Raw genomic sequence first — 20,899 nt, 5'->3', positions numbered from 1 at the left:
GCGACGGCGACGAGCAGGTGCGGGGCACGTGCAGGCGCAGGTCGGGTGGGGCGACGTCCGGGGGTGCTGGGTGCGCGGGTCAGCCTAGTCCGGTGCGCCGCGGACCACAGAGGTGTGCCGGACGGCGAGACGGGCAGCCCCGCGCGTCGGCGGCGGCGTGCCGGACACCCGTTCAGCGACTGCCGTGCGTACGCTCCACTGCGTGACACCCGCTGGTCCTGAGGACGTCCCGGTCGAGTTCGTCAGTGCGCTGCGCTCGCTCCGCCGGGTGACCGTCCGCCCGGAGGTCATCCTCGACGAGGTGCCCGGTCCGGCGCGCATCGCACCCTTCTCGGCGGCACTCACCGCCGAGGTCCGGACGGCCCGACGCTCGGTGGCCGCGGAGGAGCTCGCGTCCGGCCGGTTCGTCGTCCTCTTCGACCCGGCGGGCCAGGAGGCCTGGGACGGCCACTTCCGCCTGGTCACGCTCGTGCGCGCGACGCTGGAGGCCGAGGTCGGTGCGGACCCGCTGCTCGCCGAGGTGGCGTGGACGTGGTTCACGGACGCCCTGGAGGAGTCCGGGCTGGACGCCCACGCGGCCGGCGGGACCGTGACCCGCGTGCTCTCCCAGTCCTTCGGCGCCCTCGAGCGGCGTTCTGAGCAGACCGAGCTCGAGATCCGCGCGTCCTGGACCGCGGCCGACGAGGATCTCGGGCCTCACCTGCAGGCCTGGGGCACGCTCCTGTGCACCGCGGCCGGCCTCGAACCCCTGCCCGACGGCGTCGTCGCCCTCGGGCCGAGGCGCTGACCGGAGGTCCGGGGGGGCCAGGTCGCAACTTCCACCTCAAGTCGACGCGCCACGATGCCGATGACTGGCACGTGACCATCGAGCCCCTGCGACGAGACGTGGCCCCGGTACGGCGGCCCGGGCTGCGGGCCGGTGTGCCGACCTCCCGGACGGTGTCGCCCCCGTCGACCCAGCAGATGTGCGTGGTCGTCACCGAGGTGGCCGACGGAGACGGCGCCCTGCTGGTCCGCAACCTGCGCCGTCGCGGTGCGCCGCGCGTCGTCGTGCTGACGCGTCGCGCCAGCCGTCCGGAGCTCAGCGTCCTCCTGCAGGGCGGGCTGCGCGGCGTCGTCGCCGGCGCCGTCGCGCAGAGCCTGCCGCGCACCGCCGTGGTCGCCGCCGCGCCGCCGCCCCTGCCCGAGCTCACCGCCCGGGAGATCAGCGTCCTGCGCCTGGTCGCGGACGGCCGCACGAACCGCCTCATCGGTGAGGACCTCGGCCTGTCCGCACTCACGGTCAAGAGCCACCTGGCCCGCATCTCCCGCAAGCTGGGCACGGGCGACCGCGCCGAGCTGGTCGCGATCTCGATCCGCGGCGGCGTCCTCGCCTGACGGGCCCGCCCGGCCTGGCACGGCGGGCGTACGGACGACCCCCCGACAGAAGTACGCGCCGCCCGCGCGGCCTGCGCAGATGCGTCCGGGTCGTCGCTTACCGTGGTCCCATGCGACCTGAGGCGACCCCCGGCGCCCCCGCCGGGGACACTGTGCCGCCGCCGACCCCCGAGGCCGACGCGGCCGCCGAGGTCGTCATGCTCACCGAGCCGGCCGACGGCATCCCGCCCGTGGTCGAGACCCCGGAGGCCCTCGCGGCCGTGGTCGCGGCGTTCGGCGCGGGCACCGGTCCGGTGGCCGTCGACGCCGAGCGGGCCTCCGGCTACCGCTACGGACAGCGCACGTACCTGGTCCAGATCCGGCGCGAGGGCGCCGGCACCGCGCTCATCGACCCCATCGCCGTCCCCGACCTCTCGTCGCTGTCCGACGCGCTGGTCGGCGTCGAGTGGGTGCTGCACGCCGCCTCGCAGGATCTGCCGGGGCTGGCGGAGCAAGGCATGAAGCCCAGCCGCGTGTTCGACACCGAGCTCGGCGCGCGCCTGCTCGGGCTCGAGCGGGTCGGGCTGGCTGCGGTCGTCGCGGACGCCCTCGGGCTCGGGCTCGCCAAGGAGCACTCGGCGGTCGACTGGTCCACGCGCCCGCTGCCCACCGAGTGGCTGCGCTACGCCGCGCTCGATGTCGAGGTGCTGGTCGAGCTGCGCGAGGTGCTGGCCGAGCGGCTTGCCGTCGCGGGCAAGGCCGAGTGGGCCGCGCAGGAGTTCGAGGCCGTGCGCACCGCCGCACCGCCCCCGCCCCGGGTCGAGCCCTGGCGCCGCGTCTCCGGACTGCACGCCATCCGCGACGCCCGCCGGCTGGCGGTGGTCCGCGAGCTGTGGCTCACGCGCGACCAGAACGCGCGCACCCGCGACATCTCCCCCGGCCGCGTGCTGCCGGACCACGCGATCGTCGCCGCCGCGCAGGCCCTGCCCGGGTCGCTGGCCGCGCTGACCGCCCTGCCCGCGTTCGCCGGCAAGGGCACCCGTCGCCGGGCCGCCCTCTGGCAGCAGGCGATCGACCGCGGCCTGGCGACGCCGGACGACCAGCTCCCTTCGGTACGCGGGCCCAAGAGCGACGCGCCGCCGCCGCCACGCGCCTGGGCGGAGAAGGACCCGGCCGCGGCCGCCCGCCTGGTCGCCGCCCGCGAGGTGGTCGCCGACCTGTCGAGCACCCACGACGTTCCCGCCGAGAACCTGCTGCAGCCCGACCTGCTGCGCCGGCTGTGCTGGACACCGCCCGAGGACCTGGACGCCGACGGGATCGCCGGATTCCTGCGCGCCGGCGGGGCCCGGCCGTGGCAGATCGAACTCGTCGCGCAGCGGCTGGCCGACACGTTCGAGGCCCTCCCGCGCGACTGAGCGCCGGTGTTACTCTTCGGTAACTTACGGCTGGCACCGCCCGGGCTCACCCGGGTAGCGTCGACCGTCGCGGGCCCGCTGCTGCGAGCTCGTCGGACACCGCCGTCCCGCCCCTGGAGGCTCGATGCCCACGAATTCGTTGCGGCCTGCCGCCCAATCCGCCCGGCCCGCCGCCCTCGTCCGGCGCGTCGTCTTCGTCGACGGGGTCCGCACCCCGTTCGGCCGCGCGCGCAAGGACGGGCTGTACGCCCACACGCGCGCCGACGACCTGTCGGTCAAGACCGTCCGCGAGCTCCTGCGCCGCCACCCCGAGCTCCCCCCGGAGCGCATCGACGAGGTCGCCATCGCCGCGACCACGCAGCAGGGCGACCAGGGCCTGACGCTCGGCCGCACGGTCGGCGTCCTGGCCGGGCTCCCCCGGTCCGTCCCCGGCTACGCGATCGACCGCATGTGCGCCGGCGCCATGACCGCGGTGACCAACACCGCCGCCGCGATCGGCGTCGGGGCGCAGGACGTCGCGCTCGCCGGCGGCGTCGAGCACATGGGCCACCACCCGATGGGCTTCGACGCCGACCCGAACCCCCGGTTCCTGTCCGAGCGCCTGGTGGCCAACGACGCCCTCAACATGGGTGTCACGGCCGAGAACCTGCACGACAAGTTCCCCGCGCTGACGCGCGAGCGGGCCGACGCGTACGGCGTCGCCAGCCAGGACAAGTACGCCGCCGCGCTGGCCGCCGGCAAGATCGAGCCCGACCTGGTCCCCGTGGCGCTGCGCGACCCGGAGAACGGCTGGGGCCTGGCGACGGCCGACGAGCCGCCGCGTCCCGGCACCACCGTCGAGGCGATCCGGAAGCTTCCGACGCCGTTCCGCGCGGGCGGTCGCGTGACCGCCGGCACCGCCGCGCCGCTCACCGACGGTGCCGCGTCCTGCCTGCTCGCCGCGGAGGACACGGCCGCCGAGCTGGGTCTGCCCACCCGCATGCGGATGGTGTCGTTCGCCTACGCCGGCGTGGAGCCGGAGATCATGGGCATCGGCCCGGTGCCGGCCACGGTCAAGGCGCTCGACCGCGCAGGCCTGTCCATCGAGGACATCGGCCTGTTCGAGATCAACGAGGCGTTCGCGGTCCAGGTGCTCTCCTTCCTCGACGCGTTCGGCATCGCCGACGACGACCCGCGCGTCAACCAGTACGGCGGCGCGATCGCCGTGGGCCACCCGCTGGCCTCCTCGGGCGTGCGCCTGATGACGCAGCTGGCCCGCCAGTTCGAGGAGAACCCGGACGTCCGCTACGGCCTGACCACCATGTGCGTGGGACTGGGCCAGGGCGGGACCGTCATCTGGGAGAACCCGCACCACGCCGACTACGAGGCCCTCGAGGGGGAGCGCAAGTGAGCACAAAGAGCACAGCGAGCACAGCCACCACCACGCGACCCGAGCGGGTCTCGCACGCGATCGCCCGCGACGTCACCCTGCCCGGCGGAGCCGGCACGCTCGCGCTCGTCACCATCGACAACGGTCTGGACCACACCAAGCCGACCACGTTCGGCGCGCAGGGCATCGCGGAGCTGACCGTGACGCTCACTGCCGTGCAGAAGCGCGTCGCGGCCGGCGAGATCGCCGCCGTCGCCGTCACCGGCAAGCCGTACTACCTGGCCGCCGGCGCCGACCTCACCCAGATCGGCACCATCGCCGGCCGCGACGTCGCCCTCGGCCTCGGCCGCGGCGGGCACGCGGCCTACGAGCTGCTGCACACGATGGGCGTCCCGACGTTCGCGTTCGTCAACGGCGTCGCCCTGGGCGGCGGCCTCGAGCTGGCGCTGAACTGCGACTACCGCACGGTCGCCTCCGACGTCCGCGCGCTCGCGCTGCCCGAGACCGGCCTCGGGCTGGTCCCGGGCTGGGGCGGCGCGTACATCGTGCCCCGGCTCGTCGGGGTCGAGAAGGCGCTCGACGTCATCCTCACGCGACCCGCGGCCAACAAGCCGTTCGCCGCCCAGGAGGCCGCCCAGATCGGCCTCATGGACGTCGTCCTCGACCCGGCCGACTTCCTCGAGGAGTCGATCCGTTGGGCCGCCCGCGTGGTGACCGGCGAGGTCGTCGTCGCGCGGCGCGAGCTCGACTCCGCCGAGGTCTGGGACGGCGTCGTCGCCGCCGCGCGCCAGCGCCTCGACGCGGTGATCAACCGCTCGCGTCCGGCGCCGTACCGCGCTCTCGACCTGGTGGCCGACGCCCGCACGGCGTCGCGCGCCGAGGCCTTCGCCGCCGAGGACGAGGCGCTCGCCGACCTCATCATGAGCGACGAGATGCGGGCGTCGATCTACGCGTTCGGCCTCGTCTCCGGCGGCAAGAAGCCTGTCGGGGCACCCGACCGGTCGCTCGCGCAGCCGGTCACGCGGGTCGGGATCGTCGGCGCCGGCCTCATGGCCGCGCAGATCGCGATGCTCTTCGCGCAGCGCCTGGGCGTGCCGGTCGTCATGCGCGACCTCGACCAGGAGCGCGTCGACAAGGGCCTGGCCGCCGTGCGGTCCTCCGTCGAACGCCTGACGTCGACGGGCCGGATGAGCGAGTCCGCCGCGTCCCGTCTGCTCGGGTCGATCCACGGCACGACGGACCTGGCCGAGTTCGCGTCGTGCGATCTCGTCATCGAGGCGGTCACGGAGATCCTCGACCTGAAGAAGAAGGTCTTCGCCGAGCTGGAGACGGTCATCTCCCCGACGGCCATCCTCGCGACGAACACCTCCGCCCTGTCTGTCTCAGCCATGGCCGCTGACCTGCAGCACCCCGAGCGCGTCGTCGGGCTGCACTTCTTCAACCCCGTGGCCGCGATGCCGCTGGTCGAGGTCGTGCAGGCCGAGCACACGTCTCTCGAGGCGCTGGCCACCGGATTCGCCGTCGCGGCCAAGCTGCGCAAGACGGCCGTGCTCGTGGCGGACCGCCCGGGCTTCGTCGTCAACCGCCTGCTCGTGCTGCTGCTCGGCGTGATCGTCGACGCGGTCGAGAAGGGCACACCGGTCGAGGTCGCGGACCGCGCGCTGCGCCCCCTCGGGCTGCCGATGCCGCCGTTCGAGCTGTTCGACCTGGTCGGTCCCGCCGTGGGCCTGCACGTGCTCACGTCGCTGCGCGAGGAGCTGGGCGATCGGTTCCCGCGCTCCCCCGGCCTGGAGAAGCTCGTGGCCGACGGCACGACCGTCGTGCTGCCCGCGAAGGCCAAGGGGCTGCCCAAGCCGGTCGACCCGGCCATCCAGGCCGTGTTCACCGAGGCGGCCGCAGGCACCCCGCTCGACGAGGCCGGCGTGCTCGACAGCGTGCTCACCGCCCTCACGGTCGAGGTCGGGCACATGCTGGAGGAGGGCGTCGTTGCCACCCCGCAGCAGATCGACCTCTGCATGATCCTGGGCGCGGGCTGGGGCTTCCACCTCGGTGGGCTCACGCCGTACCTCGACCGCACGGGCTACTCCGACCGCGTGCTGGGCCGTCGGATCCTGCCCGACGGCGTGGCGAACGTCCCGAGCGCCTAGTACACGGCCAGCCCCCGGTCCCGGAACGTCGCGCGCACGCGCTCGACGGCCTCCGGGGTCGGGGGTCTGGTGTCTCCCAGCTCGTAGCGCATCCCCAGGTCGTCCCACTTGTCCCGGCCCATCTGGTGGAACGGCAGGACCTCCAGGCGGTCGACGACGGGGCCCAGCGCCACGACGTGGTCAGCCACCGCCTCGACGTTCTCCGGGGCGTCGGTCAGGCCGGGCACCAGCACGAACCGCACCCACGTCCGGGTGCCGCGCTCGCGCAGCCGGCGGCCGAAGTCGAGCGTGGGCTGCAGCGCGCGCCCGGTGACCCGGCGGTAGGTGTCCGGCAGGCCGGACTTGATGTCGAGGAGCACGAGGTCGACGTCGTCGAGCATCTCGTCGGTGCACTGCGAGCCCAGGAACCCGGACGTGTCGATCGTGGTGTGCACGCCCATCGCCTTCGCGCCCCGCACCAGCGTCCGGACGAACGCCGGCTGCATCAAGGGCTCGCCGCCGGAGATCGTGAGCCCGCCGCCGGTCGCCGCGAACACCGTCCGGTACCGCGCGACGCGCGCCAGGATCTCGTTCGCGGTGACGTCGGTCCCCCGGCGCATCTGCATGGTGTCGGGGTTGTGGCAGTACAGGCACTGCAGCGGGCACCCGGCCAGGAAGACCGTGAGCCGCGTGCCCGGCCCGTCGACGGCCGTGACGAGCTCCCAGGAGTGGACCGAGCCGAGGGCGCCCGCCCGCACCGCGGCCATCTTGGCCGAGTGGTCGAGCTCGACCGTGGACAGGCCGTCCGTGCCGGCCCGCGCCCGGGGCAGGCCCAGGCGGACGGTCGGCATCGATGCCGGCACGTCCGCCTGGACCGTCGTCATCTCGCTCACACCGAGCCGTGGAACGTCCGCGAGAGCACGTCGAGCTGCTGCTCACGCGTGAGCCGCACGAAGTTCACGGCGTACCCCGACACCCGGATGGTGAGCTGCGGGTAGTCCTCCGGGTGCTCCATGGCGTCCTCGAGCGTCTCGCGGTTCAGCACGTTGACGTTGAGGTGGTACCCCGACGACATCGTGTAGGCATCGAGCAGCCCGACCAGGTTGGTCACCTGCTCCTCGCGGGTCCGTCCGAGCCCTGCCGGGACGACGGACGAGGTCAGCGAGATCCCGTCCATCGCCTCGGCGTAGGGCAGCTTCGCCACGGAGAGCGCCGAGGCGAGCATCCCGTGGGCGTCGCGCCCGTTCATGGGGTTGGCGCCAGGGGCGAACGGCTGCCCGGCCCGGCGTCCGTCGGGCGTCGACCCGGTGGACTTGCCGTAGACGACGTTGGAGGTGATGGTCAGCACGGACTGCGTGTGCAGCGCCTCGCGGTACGTCGGCGTCGTGCGGAGCTTGGCCATGAAGGTCTGCACCAGCCACACGGCGATGTCGTCGGCACGGTCGTCGTCGTTGCCGTAGGTCGGGAAGTCGCCCTCGACCTCGTACTCGGTGACGAGCCCGTCGACGGTCCGCACCGGGCGCACCTGGGCGTGCTTGATGGCCGAGAGCGAGTCGGCGACGACGGACAGGCCGGCGATGCCGCACGCCATCGTCCGCAGGATCTCGCGGTCGTGCAGGGCCATCTCGAGGCGCTCGTACGCGTACTTGTCGTGCATGAAGTGCACGCAGTTGAGCGCGTCGACGTACGTCTCCGCCAGCCAGTCGAGCGTCCCGTCCAGCTTGGCGACGACGTCGTCGTAGTCGAGCACGTCACCCACGACGGCCGCCGCCGGCGGGGCCACCTGCTTGCCCGTCAGCTCGTCGCGACCGCCGTTGATCGCGTAGAGGAGCGCCTTGGCCAGGTTGACCCGCGCGCCGAAGAACTGCATCTGCTTGCCCACCCGCATCGGGGAGACGCAGCAGGCGATCGCCGCGTCGTCACCCCACGAGTCGCGGATCAGGTCGTCCGACTCGTACTGCAGCGCGGACGTGTCGATCGAGACCTGCGTGCAGAAGCGCTTGAACCCGGCGGGCAGGCGGTCGCTCCAGAACACGGTGAGGTTCGGCTCGGGCGCCGGACCCAGGTTGTAGAGCGTCTGGAGGTAGCGGAACGAGTTCTTGGTGACCAGCGGCCGCCCGTCCTCACCCATCCCGCCGATGGCCTCGGTGACCCACGTCGGGTCGCCGGAGAACAGCTCGTCGTACTCGGGCGTGCGCAGGAAGCGCACGATGCGGAGCTTGATGACCAGGTCGTCGATGAGCTCCTGCGCGTCCTGCTCGGTGAGGGAGCCGGCTTCGAGGTCGCGCTGCAGGTAGACGTCGAGGAAGGTCGAGGTGCGGCCCAGCGACATCGCCGCGCCGTTCTGCTCCTTCACCGCGCCCAGGTAGGCGAAGTAGAGCCACTGGACGGCCTCGCGCGCCGTCGCCGCGGGACCCGAGATGTCGTAGCCGTAGGACGCGGCCATGACCTTGAGCTCCTGCAGGGCCCGGATCTGCTCGGCGTTCTCCTCGCGGTCCCGGATGACGTGCTCGGACGAGCGCTCGCGGTCCAGGTCGGCGCGGTCCTCGCGCTTGGCCGCGATGAGCGCGTCGACGCCGTACAGCGCGACGCGGCGGTAGTCGCCGATGATCCGGCCACGGCCGTAGGCGTCCGGCAGGCCCGTGATGAGGTGCGCGGAACGCGCTGCCCGGACGGCGGGCGGGTAGACGTCGAACACGCCGTCGTTGTGGGTCTTGCGGTACTTGGTGAAGATCTCGCCGACGATCGGGTCGGGCGCGACGCCATACGTCTCCAGCGCCTTCTCGACCATCCGGTAGCCACCGTTGGGCATGATCGCGCGCTTGAGCGGCGCGTCGGTCTGCAGGCCGACGATCAGCTCGTGGTGACGGTCGATGTAGCCGGGCTCGTGCGAGGTGATCGACGAGGGCGTGTGCGGGTCGATGTCGTAGACGCCGCGGGCACGCTCCGCCGGGAACATGGCCGTCAGCCGCCCCCAGAGAGCGGTCGTGCGGTCGGTCGGGCCAGAGAGGAAGTCCGCGTCACCGGTGTACGGCGTGTAGTTGCGCTGGATGAAGTCCCGCACGTCGATCCGGTCCGTCCACGGTCCCGTGGCGAAGCCGTACCACGCGGGGTTCGCGCCTGACTCGTGGCGCTGGCTGGCGGACAGGGTGCTGGTGGACATCTCGTGCTCCTCCGACGTAGTCGATACCTCGACGCTACGGAGGTGGAGAGGCCGGAGCACGGGACCTAAGGCCTCACGTGGGTCAGGGGGTGCGCCCGAGTGCGGCGATCGTGTCGCGAGCGATGTCCGCCGGGTGCAGCCGCAGCTCGGTCACCAGCTGCTCGCGGGTGGCGTGGTCGAGGAACGTGCGCGGGATCCCGACGGCCTGCACCGGCGTCCCGATGCCGGCCTCGCGGGCCCGCTGGGCGACGTGCGAGCCGAGGCCCCCGTCGACGATCCCGTCCTCGATGGTGACGACGTGGTCGTGGTCCCCCACCAGCTTGATGAGCGCGGCCGACACCGGCAGGGCCCACCGCGGGTCAGCGACGGTGACGCGCACGCCGTGGGCGGCGAGCAGCTCGGCCGTCTCCAGCGCTGTCGGCGCCATGGCTCCGTACCCGACGACCAGCACGTGCGGCGCGTCGGCGGGACCGTCGTGCCGGGCCAGGACGTCAACGCCGTCGAGGTGGTCGATCGCCGGCACGGGGTCGACCAGCGCACCCTTGGGGTAGCGCACGACCGTCGGGGCGTTGTCGACGTCGACCGCGGTGCGCAGCGCGTCCCGCAGCGTCTCCTCGTCGCGCGGGGCGGCCAGCCGGAGACCCGGCACCACCCCCAGCATCGCCATGTCCCACATGCCGTTGTGGCTCGCGCCGTCGGAGCCCGTGAGCCCCGCGCGGTCGAGCACGAACGTGACGCCGGCCTTGTGCAGCGCCACGTCCATGAGCACCTGGTCGAAGGCGCGGTTGAGGAACGTCGCGTAGACGGCCACGACGGGGTGCAGGCCGCCGAACGCCATGCCGGCGGCCGACGTCGCGGCGTGCTGCTCGGCGATGCCGACGTCGAACACGCGCTCCGGGAACTCGGCGGCGAACGGCGCGAGGCCGACGGGCTGGAGCATCGCGGCCGTGATGGCGACGACGTCCGGGCGGCGACGCCCGATCCGCAGCAGCTCGTCGGCGAACACGCTGGTCCACTCGAAACGCGACGGCGCCACAGGCAGCCCGGTCTCGGGGTGGATCTTGCCGACGGCGTGGAACCGGTCCGCGACGTCCTGCTCGGCCGGGACGTAGCCGCGGCCCTTCTCGGTGATGACGTGCACGATCACGGGACCGCCGAACGCCTTCGCGTTGCGCAGCGCCCGCTCGACCGCCTGCACGTCGTGCCCGTCGACCGGGCCGAGGTACTTGATGCCGAGGTCCTCGAACATGCCCTGCGGCACCAGGACGTCCTTGAGACCCTGCTTCATCCCGTGCAGCGCGTCGTACGTCATCCGTCCCGGCGTGCCCGACCTGCGCAGCGTGCGCTTGCCCCACGACAGGACGTTCTCGTAGCCCCGCGTGGTGCGCAGGGTGTCGAGGTGGTGGGCCAGGCCGCCGATGGTCGGGGCGTAGGAGCGGCCGTTGTCGTTGACGACGACCACGAGCCGGCGGTCCTGGCCGGCGGCGATGTTGTTGAGCGCCTCCCAGGCCATCCCACCCGTGAGGGCGCCGTCGCCGATCACAGCGACGACGTGGCGGTCGGCACGCCCCTGCAGCTGGTTGGCCTTCGCGATGCCGTCGGCCCAGCTGAGCGCGGTCGACGCGTGGGAGTTCTCGACCACGTCGTGCGTGGACTCGGCGCGGCTGGGGTAGCCCGACAGGCCGCCCTTGCTGCGCAGCCGGGAGAAGTCGCGGCGGCCCGTGAGCAGCTTGTGCACGTAGGCCTGGTGGCCCGTGTCGAACACCATCGTGTCCAGCGGCGACTCGAACACGCGGTGCATGGCGATGGTGAGCTCGACGACGCCGAGGTTCGGTCCGAGGTGCCCGCCGGTGCGCGAGACCTGGTCGACCAGGAAGGCGCGGATCTCGGCGGCGAGGTCGTCGGCCTGGCTCGCGGTGAGCCGGCGCACGTCGTCCGGGGAGCTGATGCGGTCGAGCTGACCCATGGTGGTGCCTCCTCCTCCGGTGTGCGGCGACGATGCCGCACCGTGCGGACGCCGAAAGCTGTGACCACACTGTAGGCCGACCGGGCATCTCACACCCTCTCGCGCAGGTCAGGCCGTTGTGGAGGCCCCGTGAAGACGGCCCGTGGAGCGACTACCATGGACCGGAAAGGGGTATACCCATGCGCTTCCTGCCCGGCCACGCGGCCACCTCCGACCTCACGTACGGCGACGTCTTCCTCGTCCCGTCACGTTCCGAGGTCGCCTCCCGCTTCGACGTCGACCTCACGGCCGTCGACGGGACCGGCACTACCGTCCCCATCGTCGTCGCCAACATGACGGCCGTCGCCGGCCGTCGGATGGCCGAGACGGTCGCCCGCCGCGGCGGCATCACCGTCCTCCCGCAGGACGTCCCCACCGACGTCGTCGCCGAGGTGGTCTCGTCCGTCAAGGCGCGCCACACGGTGATCGAGAGCGCCGTCGTCGTCAGCCCGCACGACACCGTGCACACGGCGCTGACGCTCATCGGCAAGCGCGCGCACGGCGCGGCCGTCGTCGTCGAGGACGGCAAGCCCGTCGGCGTGGTCACCGAGGCCGACTGCGGCGGCGTGGACCGCTTCACCCAGGTCTCCCAGGTGATGAGCTCCCAGCCCACCACCGTCGACCTGTCCGTCGTCGAGCAGGGCGGCCTGCGCGGCCTGGAGGCGGCGTTCGAGCAGCTGCACGCCTCGCGCCGCAAGTTCTCCCCCGTGGTGCGCGACGGCGAGCTGGTCGGCGTGCTGACGCAGGTCGGCGCGCTGCGCTCGTCGATCTACCAGCCGGCGGTCGACGCGGACGGGCGCCTGCGCGTCGCGGCGGCCGTCGGCATCAACGGCGACGTCAAGCAGAAGGCCCTCGAGCTGCTCGAGGCCGGGGTCGACGTGCTCGTCGTGGACACCGCACACGGCCACCAGCGCAAGATGCTCGACGCGCTCGGCGCCGTCCGCTCGCTCGACCCGCAGGTGCCGGTCGTCGCGGGCAACGTCGTCACCGCCGAGGGCACGCGCGACCTCATCGCCGCCGGGGCGGACATCGTCAAGGTCGGCGTCGGCCCGGGCGCCATGTGCACCACGCGCATGATGACCGCGGTGGGCCGCCCGCAGTTCTCCGCCGTGCTCGAGTGCGCGGCCGAGGCACGCCGCCTGGGCAAGCACGTGTGGGCCGACGGCGGCGTGCGGCACCCCCGCGACGTCGCCCTCGCGCTGGCCGCCGGCGCGTCGCAGGTCATGGTCGGCTCCTGGTTCGCGGGCACGCACGAGTCGCCCGGCGACCTGCACGAGGACGGCAACGGCCGCCTCTACAAGGAGTCCTTCGGCATGGCGTCCGCGCGGGCCGTGGCCGCCCGCACCCGCGGCGGCTCGGCGTTCGACCGGGCCCGCAAGGGGCTGTACGAGGAGGGAATCTCGTCCTCCCGCATGTTCCTGGACCCGCGCCGCCCGGGCGTCGAGGACCTCATCGACACCATCACCGCGGGCGTGCGCTCCGCGGCCACGTACGTCGGCGCCACGTCGATCGACGAGCTCCACGAGCGTGCGGTCGTCGGCATCCAGTCGGCCGCGGGCTACGAGGAGGGGCGCCCGCTGCCCGACGGGTGGTGACCGGCATGCGTCCCGTCCTGGTGATCACGCACGCGCCGCACGAGGGCCCCGGGCTCATCGCCCGCGGGCTCGACGCGCCGATCCGCGTGCGCACCGTCCTCGACCTCGACGACGCGCGCCTCCCCTCGCTCGACGAGGTCTCGGGCGTCGTCGTCATGGGCGGACCGATGGATGCCGACGACGTGCCCGGTCACCCCGGTCTGGCGGCCGAGCGCGCGCTGCTCGCGGCCGCGGTCGACGCCGACGTCCCCGTGCTGGGCGTGTGCCTCGGCATGCAGCTGCTCGCGCTCGCGCTGGGCGCCCGGCTGCACCTGCGCGCCGCCACCGAGATCGGCTTCGCGCCCGTCGACATCGATGTGGAGGACTCGCTGCTGGGCGCCCTCGGCACGCGACCGACGGTGCTGCACTGGCACTCCGACACCGTCGAGCTCCCCCCGGGCGCGACGCTCCTGGCCTCGACGGAGGCCACCCCGGTGCAGGCGTTCCGCGCGGGCAGCGCGCTCGGCCTGCAGTTCCACCCCGAGCTCGACGCCGGGATGCTCGACCTGTGGCTCACGACGCCCGACATGGTCGGCGGGCTGTCGCAGGACGAGATCGAGGAGATCCGCTCCGCCGGTGCCCGGCACCTGCCCGGCCTGATCCCCGCGGCCGAGAAGCTGTTCGCCGGCTTCGGGGAGCTCGTGCGGACGCGCGGATGACCGGACCGACCGAGGAGGTCCGTGGGGCGCGCGCGGAGCTGGTCGACCTCTGCGCGCGCGGCCTCGACTGGCGGGTCGACCCCGCGCGCGTGCTCGAGGACCCGTCGACGGCGCGCCCGGCGGCGGTGCTCGTGCTCTTCGGGGAGCTGGACGCCCTGCCCGCCCGGACCGCCGCGCCCGCGGTGGCCCGCGACCTCGACGTGCTGCTGCAGCGCCGCTCGGGCACCCTCGGTCACCACGCCGGCCAGATCGCGTTCCCGGGCGGCCGGCTCGAGCCGACCGACGCCGGGCCACGCGAGGCCGCCCTGCGCGAGGCGGTCGAGGAGGTCGGGCTGGACGCGTCCGGCGTCGAGGTCCTGGGCACCCTGCCGCCGCTCCCGGTCCCGGTGAGCAACCACCTGGTCACGCCCGTGCCGGCCTGGTGGACGCACCCGTCGGTGGTCGCCGCGGTGGACCACGCCGAGACCGTCGACGTGTTCCGTGTGCCCGTCGCCGACCTGCTCGACCCGGCGAACCGGGCCAGCGTGGAGCACTCGCGCTGGGGTCGCACGGTCCGCACCCCGGCCTTCACGGTGGACGGGACGCTGGTGTGGGGGTTCACAGGCATCGTCCTGGCCCGCATGTTCGACGCGCTCGGCTGGGCGGTGCCGTACGACGTCCGTCGCACCGTGTCGGCGCGCTGACGTGATCCACCCCGTTCCCGAGGTCGAGGTCACCGCGGACCTCGTCGGATCGCTCCTGGCCGAGCAGCACCCCGACCTGGCCGACCTGCCCCTGACGTGGGCAGGCACCGGCTGGGACAACGCCCTGTGGCGGGTGGGCGACCACCTGGCCGCCCGGTTCCCCGTGCGCGCGATGGCCGCACCCCTGGTCAGCCACGAGCAGCGGTGGCTGCCGGTGCTCGCCCCGCGCCTGCCCGTCGACGTACCCGTCCCGGTCCGCGTCGGCCTGCCGTCGGCGACCTATCCGTGGACGTGGAGCATCGTGCCGTGGTTCGACGCCGTCGCCGCTCACCGCACCCCGGTGCCGAGCCGGACCGCCTGGGCGTCGCACCTCGCGGACGTCTTCGTCGCGCTGCACCGCCCGGCTCCCGACGACGCCCCGGTCAACCCGTTCCGCGGCGTCCCGATCGCCCCGCGCGAGCCCGCGCTGCGCGAGCGCCTCGACTCCCTCGCGCTGCCCGACGGCGACCGCATCCTCGAGCGCTGGCGCGAGCTGGCCGGCGCGCCCGACTGGGACGGCCCCGCGCTCTGGCTGCACGGCGACCCCCACCCGGCGAACCTGCTGGTCCACGACGGAGAGCTGCGCGCGGTCATCGACTTCGGGGACGTGACCTCGGGCGACCCCGCATCCGACCTCTCGACCGCGTGGCTGACGTTCGACCCCGAGGGTCGCGCGGCGTTCCGGGACCGGCTGACGTACGACGACGCGACCTGGCGGCGGGCGCGGGCGTGGGCGCTGCACTTTGCCGTGACGCTGCAGATGCACCCCGTCGACCACCCCACGCTCGCTGAGATCGGCCGCCACGGGGTCCTGCAGGGGCTCGCGGACGACTGAACCGGCCTATCGTCGGATCGAGGGAACGGAGCCGGCCGTCATGAGCACCGCACTGATCGTCGTGGACGTGCAGAACGACTTCTGCGAGGGCGGGTCCCTCGCCGTCGCGGGCGGCTCGCGCGTCGCGGCCGACATCACCAGCCATCTCGCGGCGCACCCCGACGCGTACGACCTCGTCGTCGCCACCCGGGACTGGCACGCTCCCCTGCCCGACACCAACGACGGGCACTTCGCCGCGGACGGCAACCCCGACTACGTGCACACCTGGCCGGTGCACTGCGTCGCCGGTACCCCGGGCGCCGAGTACCACCCCGACCTGCACCTCCCGGCCGACCGCCTCGTCGAGGTGCTCAAGGGCGAGTCGCGCCAGGACTACTCGGGGTTCCAGGGCCGGTCGCTCGGCGCAGCCGCGGAACGGGCTGGCACCACGGACCTGGCCGAGACCTTGCGCAGCCGCGGGGTCGACCGTGTGGACGTCGCCGGGCTGGCCACCGACTACTGCGTGCGCGCGACCGCGCTGGACGCCCGCGATGCCGGGTTCGCGGTCCGCGTGCTGGCCGACCTGGTCGCCGGGGTGGCGCCGGCCTCGTCCGTCGCCGCGCTCGACGAGCTCGCCGTGGCCGGGGTCGATGTCGGACCGAGCGCCTGATCCATGGCCGGCGAGCAGAACAAGACGACCGCCACGGACGCCGACGTCGCCGCGTTCCTCGCGGCGGTCGAGCACCCGGTGCGCCGCCGCGACGCGGAGCGCCTGGTCGCGCTGATGACGCGCGTGACGGGCGAACCTCCGGTGATGTGGGGGCCGACCATCGTCGGCTTCGGCGCCTACCACTACCGCTACCCGTCGGGTCGCGAGGGCGAGATGGCCGCCACCGGCTTCTCGCCCCGCAAGGTCGCGACGACGATCTACTTCCCGGACGGCGTCGAGGCGCACGCCGACCTGCTGGCGACCCTGGGCACGCACACGCTCGGGAAGGCGTGCCTGTACATCAAGGATCTCGACGCCGTGGACCTGGCGGTCCTCGAGGAGCTCGTCCGCCGCTCGTACGCCACCGTCACGGCGGGCGTTGACGGCACCCGTCTCACCTGAAGAATCCCTACCCGAGCGTCACCGAGACGACGACGCTCTCGGCCCCGGCCACCACGCTGACGTCGGACACGGACACGCCCGCGGGGAGCAGAGCGGCGAGGTCGACCGTGCGCTCGCCCTGGGCCGCGATCCTCGACCGGAACGGCGCGAGGAGTCCGTCCACGAGCGGGTTGCTGCCCACGAGCCTCGCGTCGCTGATCGAGAGCACCAAGGCGTCGTCGATCGAGGCCGTGGCCGTCGCCGTGACGGCGGCGCGCATGACGCTCTTCTGCACCTTCGCGGTCGCGCGAAGAGACAGCGCGCGGGGTCCACGGTTCTCGAGCTCGATGTCGAGGGCCGTCAGCTTGAGCCCCTTCTCCCTGAGCGCCTCGCCGAGTGCCGTGCGCGCCGCACCTTCGATGTCCTTCCGTGGTGCGGAGATCCTGGCTGAGCCCACCACCGGCTCGTCGTCGGAGGTCGGCCGAACCTCGATGACGAGCTGGTTCTCCGCGGTGGTGCCCCAGGAGAAGTGCAGGTTGCTGGCGGCGACCTCGACGTCCACGGGAACGTCCGCGACGGACGCCGGGTGCGCGGCGAGCTCGAACGTGCGGACGACCCCGGGCTCGCGATGCGCGACATCGACCGAGGGGAGGCGCACCGGCTTCGATCGGGCGACCCCGAGGGCGACACCCGTGGCATCCACGACCAGGGACGAGAGGTCGGCGCCGTCCAGGTGCGCAGCGATGTCGACCTGGTCCAGACCGCGGACGTCAGGCGGACCGAAGGTCGAGAGGAGCTCTCGGACTCGAGCCACGATCTCGGCGTCGCTGGTGGGCCGTGGAGCGGGACCGAACGGGACGTGGCGCACAGTGGTCATGGCCCGAGGCTAGGCCGCGCCGTGCTGCCGTCACAAAGGTCACCGGCCGGGCGGCGCCGGCATCCGCTTCTTCTTCCCGTTCTCGCGGACGACCCACGCGACGTCGGGATCCGTCGACTCCGCCAGCGGGAGGAACGCCGCCAGACCGCGCTCGGGGTCTGCGGCCACGGCGACGCTCCAGCAGTAGCCGAGCGCCTGCCGCAGGGTGCGGACGTCCGGTGAACGACGCTCGTCGGCCGGTCGGGAGGCGAGGAAGTCGGTGGCGGCCGCACAGGCCGCGAGAGCGGCACCCGCCGTCGCCCCGTCCCGCAGGAGGCGCGGCTCGCACAGTGCCGCGACGGCGGCTCGCCGCACCAGCGCGGGCCCGTCGGACGCCCACCCGGGCAGGGTCGACCGCAGCAGCGCCGGGTCGTCGTCGCCCACCACCTGCCAGGCCATCGCGACGGCCTCCCGCACGCGCCACGACCCGTCCTGGGCTCGCACGCGCAGGACGTCGACGACCGCCGCCCGTTCGCCGGGGCGCGTCGCGGCACGCAGGCGGGGTGCCAGCGCGACCGTCGCGCACATGCGGCGGAACTCGTCGGGGTCGCCCAGCAGCTCGTCGACGAGCTGCGGTCGTGGGGTCCCGCAGACGTCCGCGAACGCCCGCACCAGCTCGAGGTCGGCGCGCGGTCCCGGCAGACCGCTGTGCACGTCGAGATAGGCCGTCACGGCGGCGTCGTCGAGGTCGTGCAACGCGGCGGCGTGCTGCGCTCGGCGGGTCGTCACGCCCTCATCCCACACCCGCACCCGAGCACACCGCGAGCCCGGCCCCACGCGGGGACCGGGCTCGCGGACGAGTGCGTCAGGCCTTGACGAGCGAGCGCAGCACGTACTGCAGGATGCCGCCGTTGCGGTAGTAGTCCGCCTCGCCGGGGGTGTCGATGCGCAGCACCGCGTCGAAAGCCACGACCGTGCCGTCGGCCTTGGTCGCTGTGACGGCCAGCGTGCTCGGCGTGGTGCCCTCGTTCAGCGCGGTGACGCCCGTGATGTCGAACGTCTCGGTGCCGTCCAGACCGAGCGAGTCGGCCGACTCCCCCTCCGGGAACTGCAGCGGCAGCACGCCCATCCCGATGAGGTTGGAGCGGTGGATCCGCTCGAAGCTCTCGGTGATGACGGCCTTCACGCCCAGCAGGCTGGTGCCCTTGGCGGCCCAGTCGCGCGACGACCCGGAGCCGTACTCCTTGCCACCGAGGACGACGAGCGGGATGCCGGCCTCCTGGTAGGCCTGCGCGGCGTCGTAGATCGACGACTGCTCGCCCGTGAGGAGGTTGGTGGTGAAGCCGCCCTCGACGCCGGGGACCAGCTGGTTGCGCAGCCGGATGTTGGCGAACGTGCCGCGGATCATGACCTCGTGGTTCCCGCGGCGCGAGCCGTAGGAGTTGAAGTCGCGACGCCCCACGCCGTGCTCGGCCAGGTACAGGCCGGCCGGGCTGTCGGCCTTGATCGAGCCGGCCGGGCTGATGTGGTCGGTGGTCACCGAGTCGCCCAGCTTGGCCAGCACCCGCGCGCCGTGGAAGTCCACGACCGGCGACGGCTCCGCCTGCATGCCGTCGAAGTACGGGGGCTTGCGCACGTAGGTCGACTCGGTGTCCCACTCGAACGTGTCGCCCTCGGGCGTCGGCAGCGCGCGCCACCGGTCGTCGCCGGTGAACACGTCGGCGTAGTCCTTGGTGAACATCGCGCGGTCGATCGACGCGTCGATCGTGGTCTGCACCTCGTCCGGCGTCGGCCAGATGTCCCGCAGGAAGATCGGCTGCCCGGCCTCGTCGCGGCCCAACGGGTCCGACTCGAAGTCGAAGTCCATGGTCCCGGCCAGCGCGTACGCGATGACCAGCGGCGGGGACGCCAGGTAGTTCATCTTGATGTCGGGGTTGATGCGCCCCTCGAAGTTGCGGTTGCCGGAGAGCACGGCGGCGACGGCCAGGTCGTGCTCCTGGATGGTCTCCGAGACCTGCTCGTCCAGCGGTCCCGAGTTGCCGATGCAGGTCGCGCAGCCGTAGCCGACCAGGTGGAAGCCCAGCTTCTCGAGGTACGGCCACAGGCCGGCCTTCTCGTAGTAGTTCGTCACCACCTGCGAGCCGGGCGCCATCGACGTCTTGACCCACGGCTTGGCGGTGAGCCCCTTCTCGACGGCCTTCTTGGCGACGAGCGCCGCGGCGATCATCACCGACGGGTTCGACGTGTTGGTGCAGCTCGTGATCGACGCGATCGCGACGGCGCCGTGGAACAGGTCGAACGACCGGCCCTGGGAGTCGACGGTCGGGTACACGCGCGTCGCCGACGAGGTGATCGCGGGCGAGTCGGACGCCGGGAACGACTCCTCCTCGGCCTCGTCGACACCGTTGGCGGCCTCGGGCGCATAGGTGGGCAGGTCGCGCTGGAACTGCTCCTTGGCCCGCGACAGCTCGATGCGGTCCTGCGGGCGCTTCGGGCCGGCGATCGACGGGACGACCGTGGACAGGTCGAGCTCGAGGTACTCGGAGAACACCGGCTGGACGTAGCTGTCCAGGGTCGGGTCCAGCCACATGCCCTGTTCCTTGGCGTACGCCTCGACGAGCGCGAGCTGCTCCTCGGAGCGCCCGGTCAGGCGCAGGTACTCGATCGTCACGGAGTCGATCGGGAAGATCGCCGCGGTCGAGCCGAACTCGGGGCTCATGTTGCCGATGGTGGCGCGGTTGGCCAGCGGCACGGCCGCGACGCCCTCGCCGTAGAACTCGACGAACTTGCCGACGACGCCGTGCTGGCGCAGCTTCTGCGTGATCGTGAGCACGATGTCGGTCGCGGTGACGCCCAGCGGGATGGTGCCCGTGAGCTTGAAGCCGACGACCCGCGGGATGAGCATCGAGACGGGCTGGCCCAGCATGGCCGCCTCGGCCTCGATGCCGCCGACGCCCCAGCCGAGCACGCCCAGGCCGTTGACCATCGTGGTGTGGGAGTCGGTGCCCACGCAGGTGTCGGGGTAGGCACGCCCGTCGCGCACCATCACGACGCGGGCCAGGTACTCGATGTTGACCTGGTGCACGATGCCGGTGCCCGGCGGGACGACCTTGAAGTCGTCGAACGCGGTCTGGCCCCAGCGCAGGAACTGGTAGCGCTCACGGTTGCGCTCGTACTCCAGCGCCACGTTGCGCTCGAACGCGTCGGCGCGGCCGGCCACGTCGATCTGCACGGAGTGGTCGATGACCAGTTCGGCCGGGGCGAGCGGGTTGATGCGGCTGGCGTCGCCACCCAGGTCGACCACGGCCTCGCGCATGGTGGCCAGGTCGACCACGCAGGGCACGCCGGTGAAGTCCTGCATGATCACCCGGGCGGGCGTGAACTGGATCTCGGTGTCGGGCTGGGCGTCCGGGTCCCACTCGGCGAGCGCGCGCACGTGGTCGGCCGTGATGTTGGCGCCGTCCTCGGTGCGCAGGAGGTTCTCCGCGAGCACCTTGAGGCTGAACGGGAGCTTCTCCACGCCCGGCACGGCCGAGAGTCGGAACACCTCGTACGAGGCGTCACCGACCTCGAGTGTTCCCTTCGAACCGAAGCTGTCGACGCTGCTCACGGGGGCTCCTTCGCTGGCGAGTCTGCCGGTGGTGCTGCCGGGGATGGGTAGTCACCCGGACCGCTGGGGTGTGCGACCTC

At 73.1% G+C, this 20,899-nt stretch carries 17 protein-coding genes; 11 read left to right on the top strand and 6 right to left on the bottom strand.

From position 1 onward, the window contains the following. Positions 1-202 precede the first annotated feature (202 nt). The 5 genes from ACXJKA_RS06175 to ACXJKA_RS06155 all read left to right on the top strand — a co-directional run bounded on the left by ACXJKA_RS06175 (position 203) and on the right by ACXJKA_RS06155 (position 6,287). The gene (locus ACXJKA_RS06175) at positions 203-787 is read left to right on the top strand and encodes a DUF3000 domain-containing protein (RefSeq protein ID WP_456824300.1); all 585 of its coding nucleotides are present in this window, start codon (positions 203-205) and stop codon (positions 785-787) included. A 71-nt stretch (positions 788-858) separates the two neighbouring features. Continuing rightward, the gene (locus ACXJKA_RS06170; RefSeq protein ID WP_456824299.1) at positions 859-1,377 is read left to right on the top strand and encodes a helix-turn-helix transcriptional regulator; all 519 of its coding nucleotides are present in this window, start codon (positions 859-861) and stop codon (positions 1,375-1,377) included. A 110-nt stretch (positions 1,378-1,487) separates the two neighbouring features. Continuing rightward, positions 1,488-2,771 (top strand): HRDC domain-containing protein, encoded by a 1,284-nt coding sequence (locus ACXJKA_RS06165; RefSeq protein ID WP_456824298.1) that lies wholly within the window; start codon positions 1,488-1,490, stop codon positions 2,769-2,771. Between the two features lie 124 nt (positions 2,772-2,895). Further along, positions 2,896-4,161 carry a thiolase family protein gene (locus ACXJKA_RS06160; protein WP_456824297.1) on the top strand — a complete coding sequence of 422 codons (1,266 nt, stop codon included), beginning with the start codon at positions 2,896-2,898 and terminating at the stop codon, positions 4,159-4,161. Beyond that, entirely contained in the window at positions 4,158-6,287 is a 2,130-nt protein-coding gene (locus ACXJKA_RS06155) for a 3-hydroxyacyl-CoA dehydrogenase NAD-binding domain-containing protein (protein WP_456824296.1), read from the top strand. Before ACXJKA_RS06160 ends, ACXJKA_RS06155 begins: the two co-directional genes overlap by 4 nt. Here ACXJKA_RS06155 and pflA read toward each other — a convergent pair. The 3 genes from pflA to dxs all read right to left on the bottom strand — a co-directional run bounded on the left by pflA (position 6,284) and on the right by dxs (position 11,395). Further along, positions 6,284-7,150, bottom strand: coding sequence for a pyruvate formate-lyase-activating protein (gene pflA, locus ACXJKA_RS06150; RefSeq protein WP_456824295.1), 867 nt, complete (start codon positions 7,148-7,150; stop codon positions 6,284-6,286). The genes ACXJKA_RS06155 and pflA overlap by 4 nt on opposite strands. A 5-nt stretch (positions 7,151-7,155) precedes the next feature. Continuing rightward, a complete protein-coding gene (gene pflB / locus ACXJKA_RS06145; protein ID WP_456824294.1) occupies positions 7,156-9,429 on the bottom strand; it encodes a formate C-acetyltransferase in 2,274 nt (757 codons plus the stop codon). Positions 9,430-9,511: 82 nt separating this feature from the next. Then, on the bottom strand, positions 9,512-11,395 hold the full coding sequence (gene dxs, locus ACXJKA_RS06140) for a 1-deoxy-D-xylulose-5-phosphate synthase (protein ID WP_456824293.1): 1,884 nt from the start codon (positions 11,393-11,395) through the stop codon (positions 9,512-9,514). Between the two features lie 179 nt (positions 11,396-11,574). Between dxs and ACXJKA_RS06135 the strand changes: the two genes are divergently transcribed. Genes ACXJKA_RS06135 through ACXJKA_RS06110 form a run of 6 tightly spaced genes read left to right on the top strand, consistent with a single transcriptional unit; the run spans position 11,575 to position 16,374 of the window. Next, complete coding sequence (locus ACXJKA_RS06135; RefSeq protein ID WP_456824292.1) at positions 11,575-13,029, top strand: GuaB1 family IMP dehydrogenase-related protein; 1,455 nt, start codon at positions 11,575-11,577, stop codon at positions 13,027-13,029. 5 nt (positions 13,030-13,034) lie between these two features. Further along, positions 13,035-13,727, top strand: a complete 693-nt coding sequence (locus tag ACXJKA_RS06130; RefSeq protein WP_456824291.1) for a type 1 glutamine amidotransferase — start codon at positions 13,035-13,037, stop codon at positions 13,725-13,727. Continuing rightward, positions 13,724-14,410, top strand: coding sequence for an NUDIX hydrolase (locus ACXJKA_RS06125; RefSeq protein WP_456824290.1), 687 nt, complete (start codon positions 13,724-13,726; stop codon positions 14,408-14,410). Before ACXJKA_RS06130 ends, ACXJKA_RS06125 begins: the two co-directional genes overlap by 4 nt. Position 14,411: 1 nt before the next feature. Beyond that, positions 14,412-15,284: an aminoglycoside phosphotransferase family protein gene (locus ACXJKA_RS06120; RefSeq protein WP_456824289.1), complete on the top strand. Its 873-nt coding sequence runs from the start codon at positions 14,412-14,414 to the stop codon at positions 15,282-15,284. A 40-nt stretch (positions 15,285-15,324) separates the two neighbouring features. Continuing rightward, complete coding sequence (locus ACXJKA_RS06115; protein WP_456824288.1) at positions 15,325-15,933, top strand: isochorismatase family protein; 609 nt, start codon at positions 15,325-15,327, stop codon at positions 15,931-15,933. Between the two features lie 3 nt (positions 15,934-15,936). Next, a complete protein-coding gene (locus tag ACXJKA_RS06110) occupies positions 15,937-16,374 on the top strand; it encodes a DUF1801 domain-containing protein (protein WP_456824287.1) in 438 nt (145 codons plus the stop codon). A 7-nt stretch (positions 16,375-16,381) separates the two neighbouring features. On the opposite strand, the gene ACXJKA_RS06105 is transcribed toward ACXJKA_RS06110, so the two are convergent. The 3 genes from ACXJKA_RS06105 to acnA form a co-directional block, all read right to left on the bottom strand. After that, positions 16,382-17,230, bottom strand: coding sequence for a hypothetical protein (locus tag ACXJKA_RS06105; protein WP_456824286.1), 849 nt, complete (start codon positions 17,228-17,230; stop codon positions 16,382-16,384). A 39-nt stretch (positions 17,231-17,269) separates the two neighbouring features. After that, positions 17,270-17,998, bottom strand: coding sequence for a HEAT repeat domain-containing protein (locus tag ACXJKA_RS06100; protein ID WP_456824285.1), 729 nt, complete (start codon positions 17,996-17,998; stop codon positions 17,270-17,272). 76 nt (positions 17,999-18,074) lie between these two features. Then, positions 18,075-20,819, bottom strand: coding sequence for an aconitate hydratase AcnA (gene acnA, locus ACXJKA_RS06095; RefSeq protein WP_456824284.1), 2,745 nt, complete (start codon positions 20,817-20,819; stop codon positions 18,075-18,077). Between the last annotated feature and the right edge of the window lie 80 nt (positions 20,820-20,899).

The organism is Cellulomonas sp. P5_E12, from assembly GCF_054049315.1.
Note: the sequence above shows the minus strand (reverse complement) of the source record. Positions and strands in the feature narration are given on the sequence as shown.

What these genes read in the sequence shown, in the direction of transcription:
- ACXJKA_RS06135 (WP_456824292.1), top strand. Translation starts at nt 11,575, where the DNA reads ATGCGCTTCCTGCCCGGCCACGCGGCCACCTCCGACCTCACGTACGGC.
- pflB (WP_456824294.1), bottom strand. Translation starts at nt 9,429, where the DNA reads ATGTCCACCAGCACCCTGTCCGCCAGCCAGCGCCACGAGTCAGGCGCG.
- ACXJKA_RS06125 (WP_456824290.1), top strand. Translation starts at nt 13,724, where the DNA reads ATGACCGGACCGACCGAGGAGGTCCGTGGGGCGCGCGCGGAGCTGGTC.
- ACXJKA_RS06160 (WP_456824297.1), top strand. Translation starts at nt 2,896, where the DNA reads ATGCCCACGAATTCGTTGCGGCCTGCCGCCCAATCCGCCCGGCCCGCC.
- ACXJKA_RS06165 (WP_456824298.1), top strand. Translation starts at nt 1,488, where the DNA reads ATGCGACCTGAGGCGACCCCCGGCGCCCCCGCCGGGGACACTGTGCCG.
- pflA (WP_456824295.1), bottom strand. Translation starts at nt 7,150, where the DNA reads ATGACGACGGTCCAGGCGGACGTGCCGGCATCGATGCCGACCGTCCGC.
- ACXJKA_RS06130 (WP_456824291.1), top strand. Translation starts at nt 13,035, where the DNA reads ATGCGTCCCGTCCTGGTGATCACGCACGCGCCGCACGAGGGCCCCGGG.
- dxs (WP_456824293.1), bottom strand. Translation starts at nt 11,395, where the DNA reads ATGGGTCAGCTCGACCGCATCAGCTCCCCGGACGACGTGCGCCGGCTC.
- ACXJKA_RS06110 (WP_456824287.1), top strand. Translation starts at nt 15,937, where the DNA reads ATGGCCGGCGAGCAGAACAAGACGACCGCCACGGACGCCGACGTCGCC.
- ACXJKA_RS06105 (WP_456824286.1), bottom strand. Translation starts at nt 17,230, where the DNA reads ATGACCACTGTGCGCCACGTCCCGTTCGGTCCCGCTCCACGGCCCACC.
- ACXJKA_RS06115 (WP_456824288.1), top strand. Translation starts at nt 15,325, where the DNA reads ATGAGCACCGCACTGATCGTCGTGGACGTGCAGAACGACTTCTGCGAG.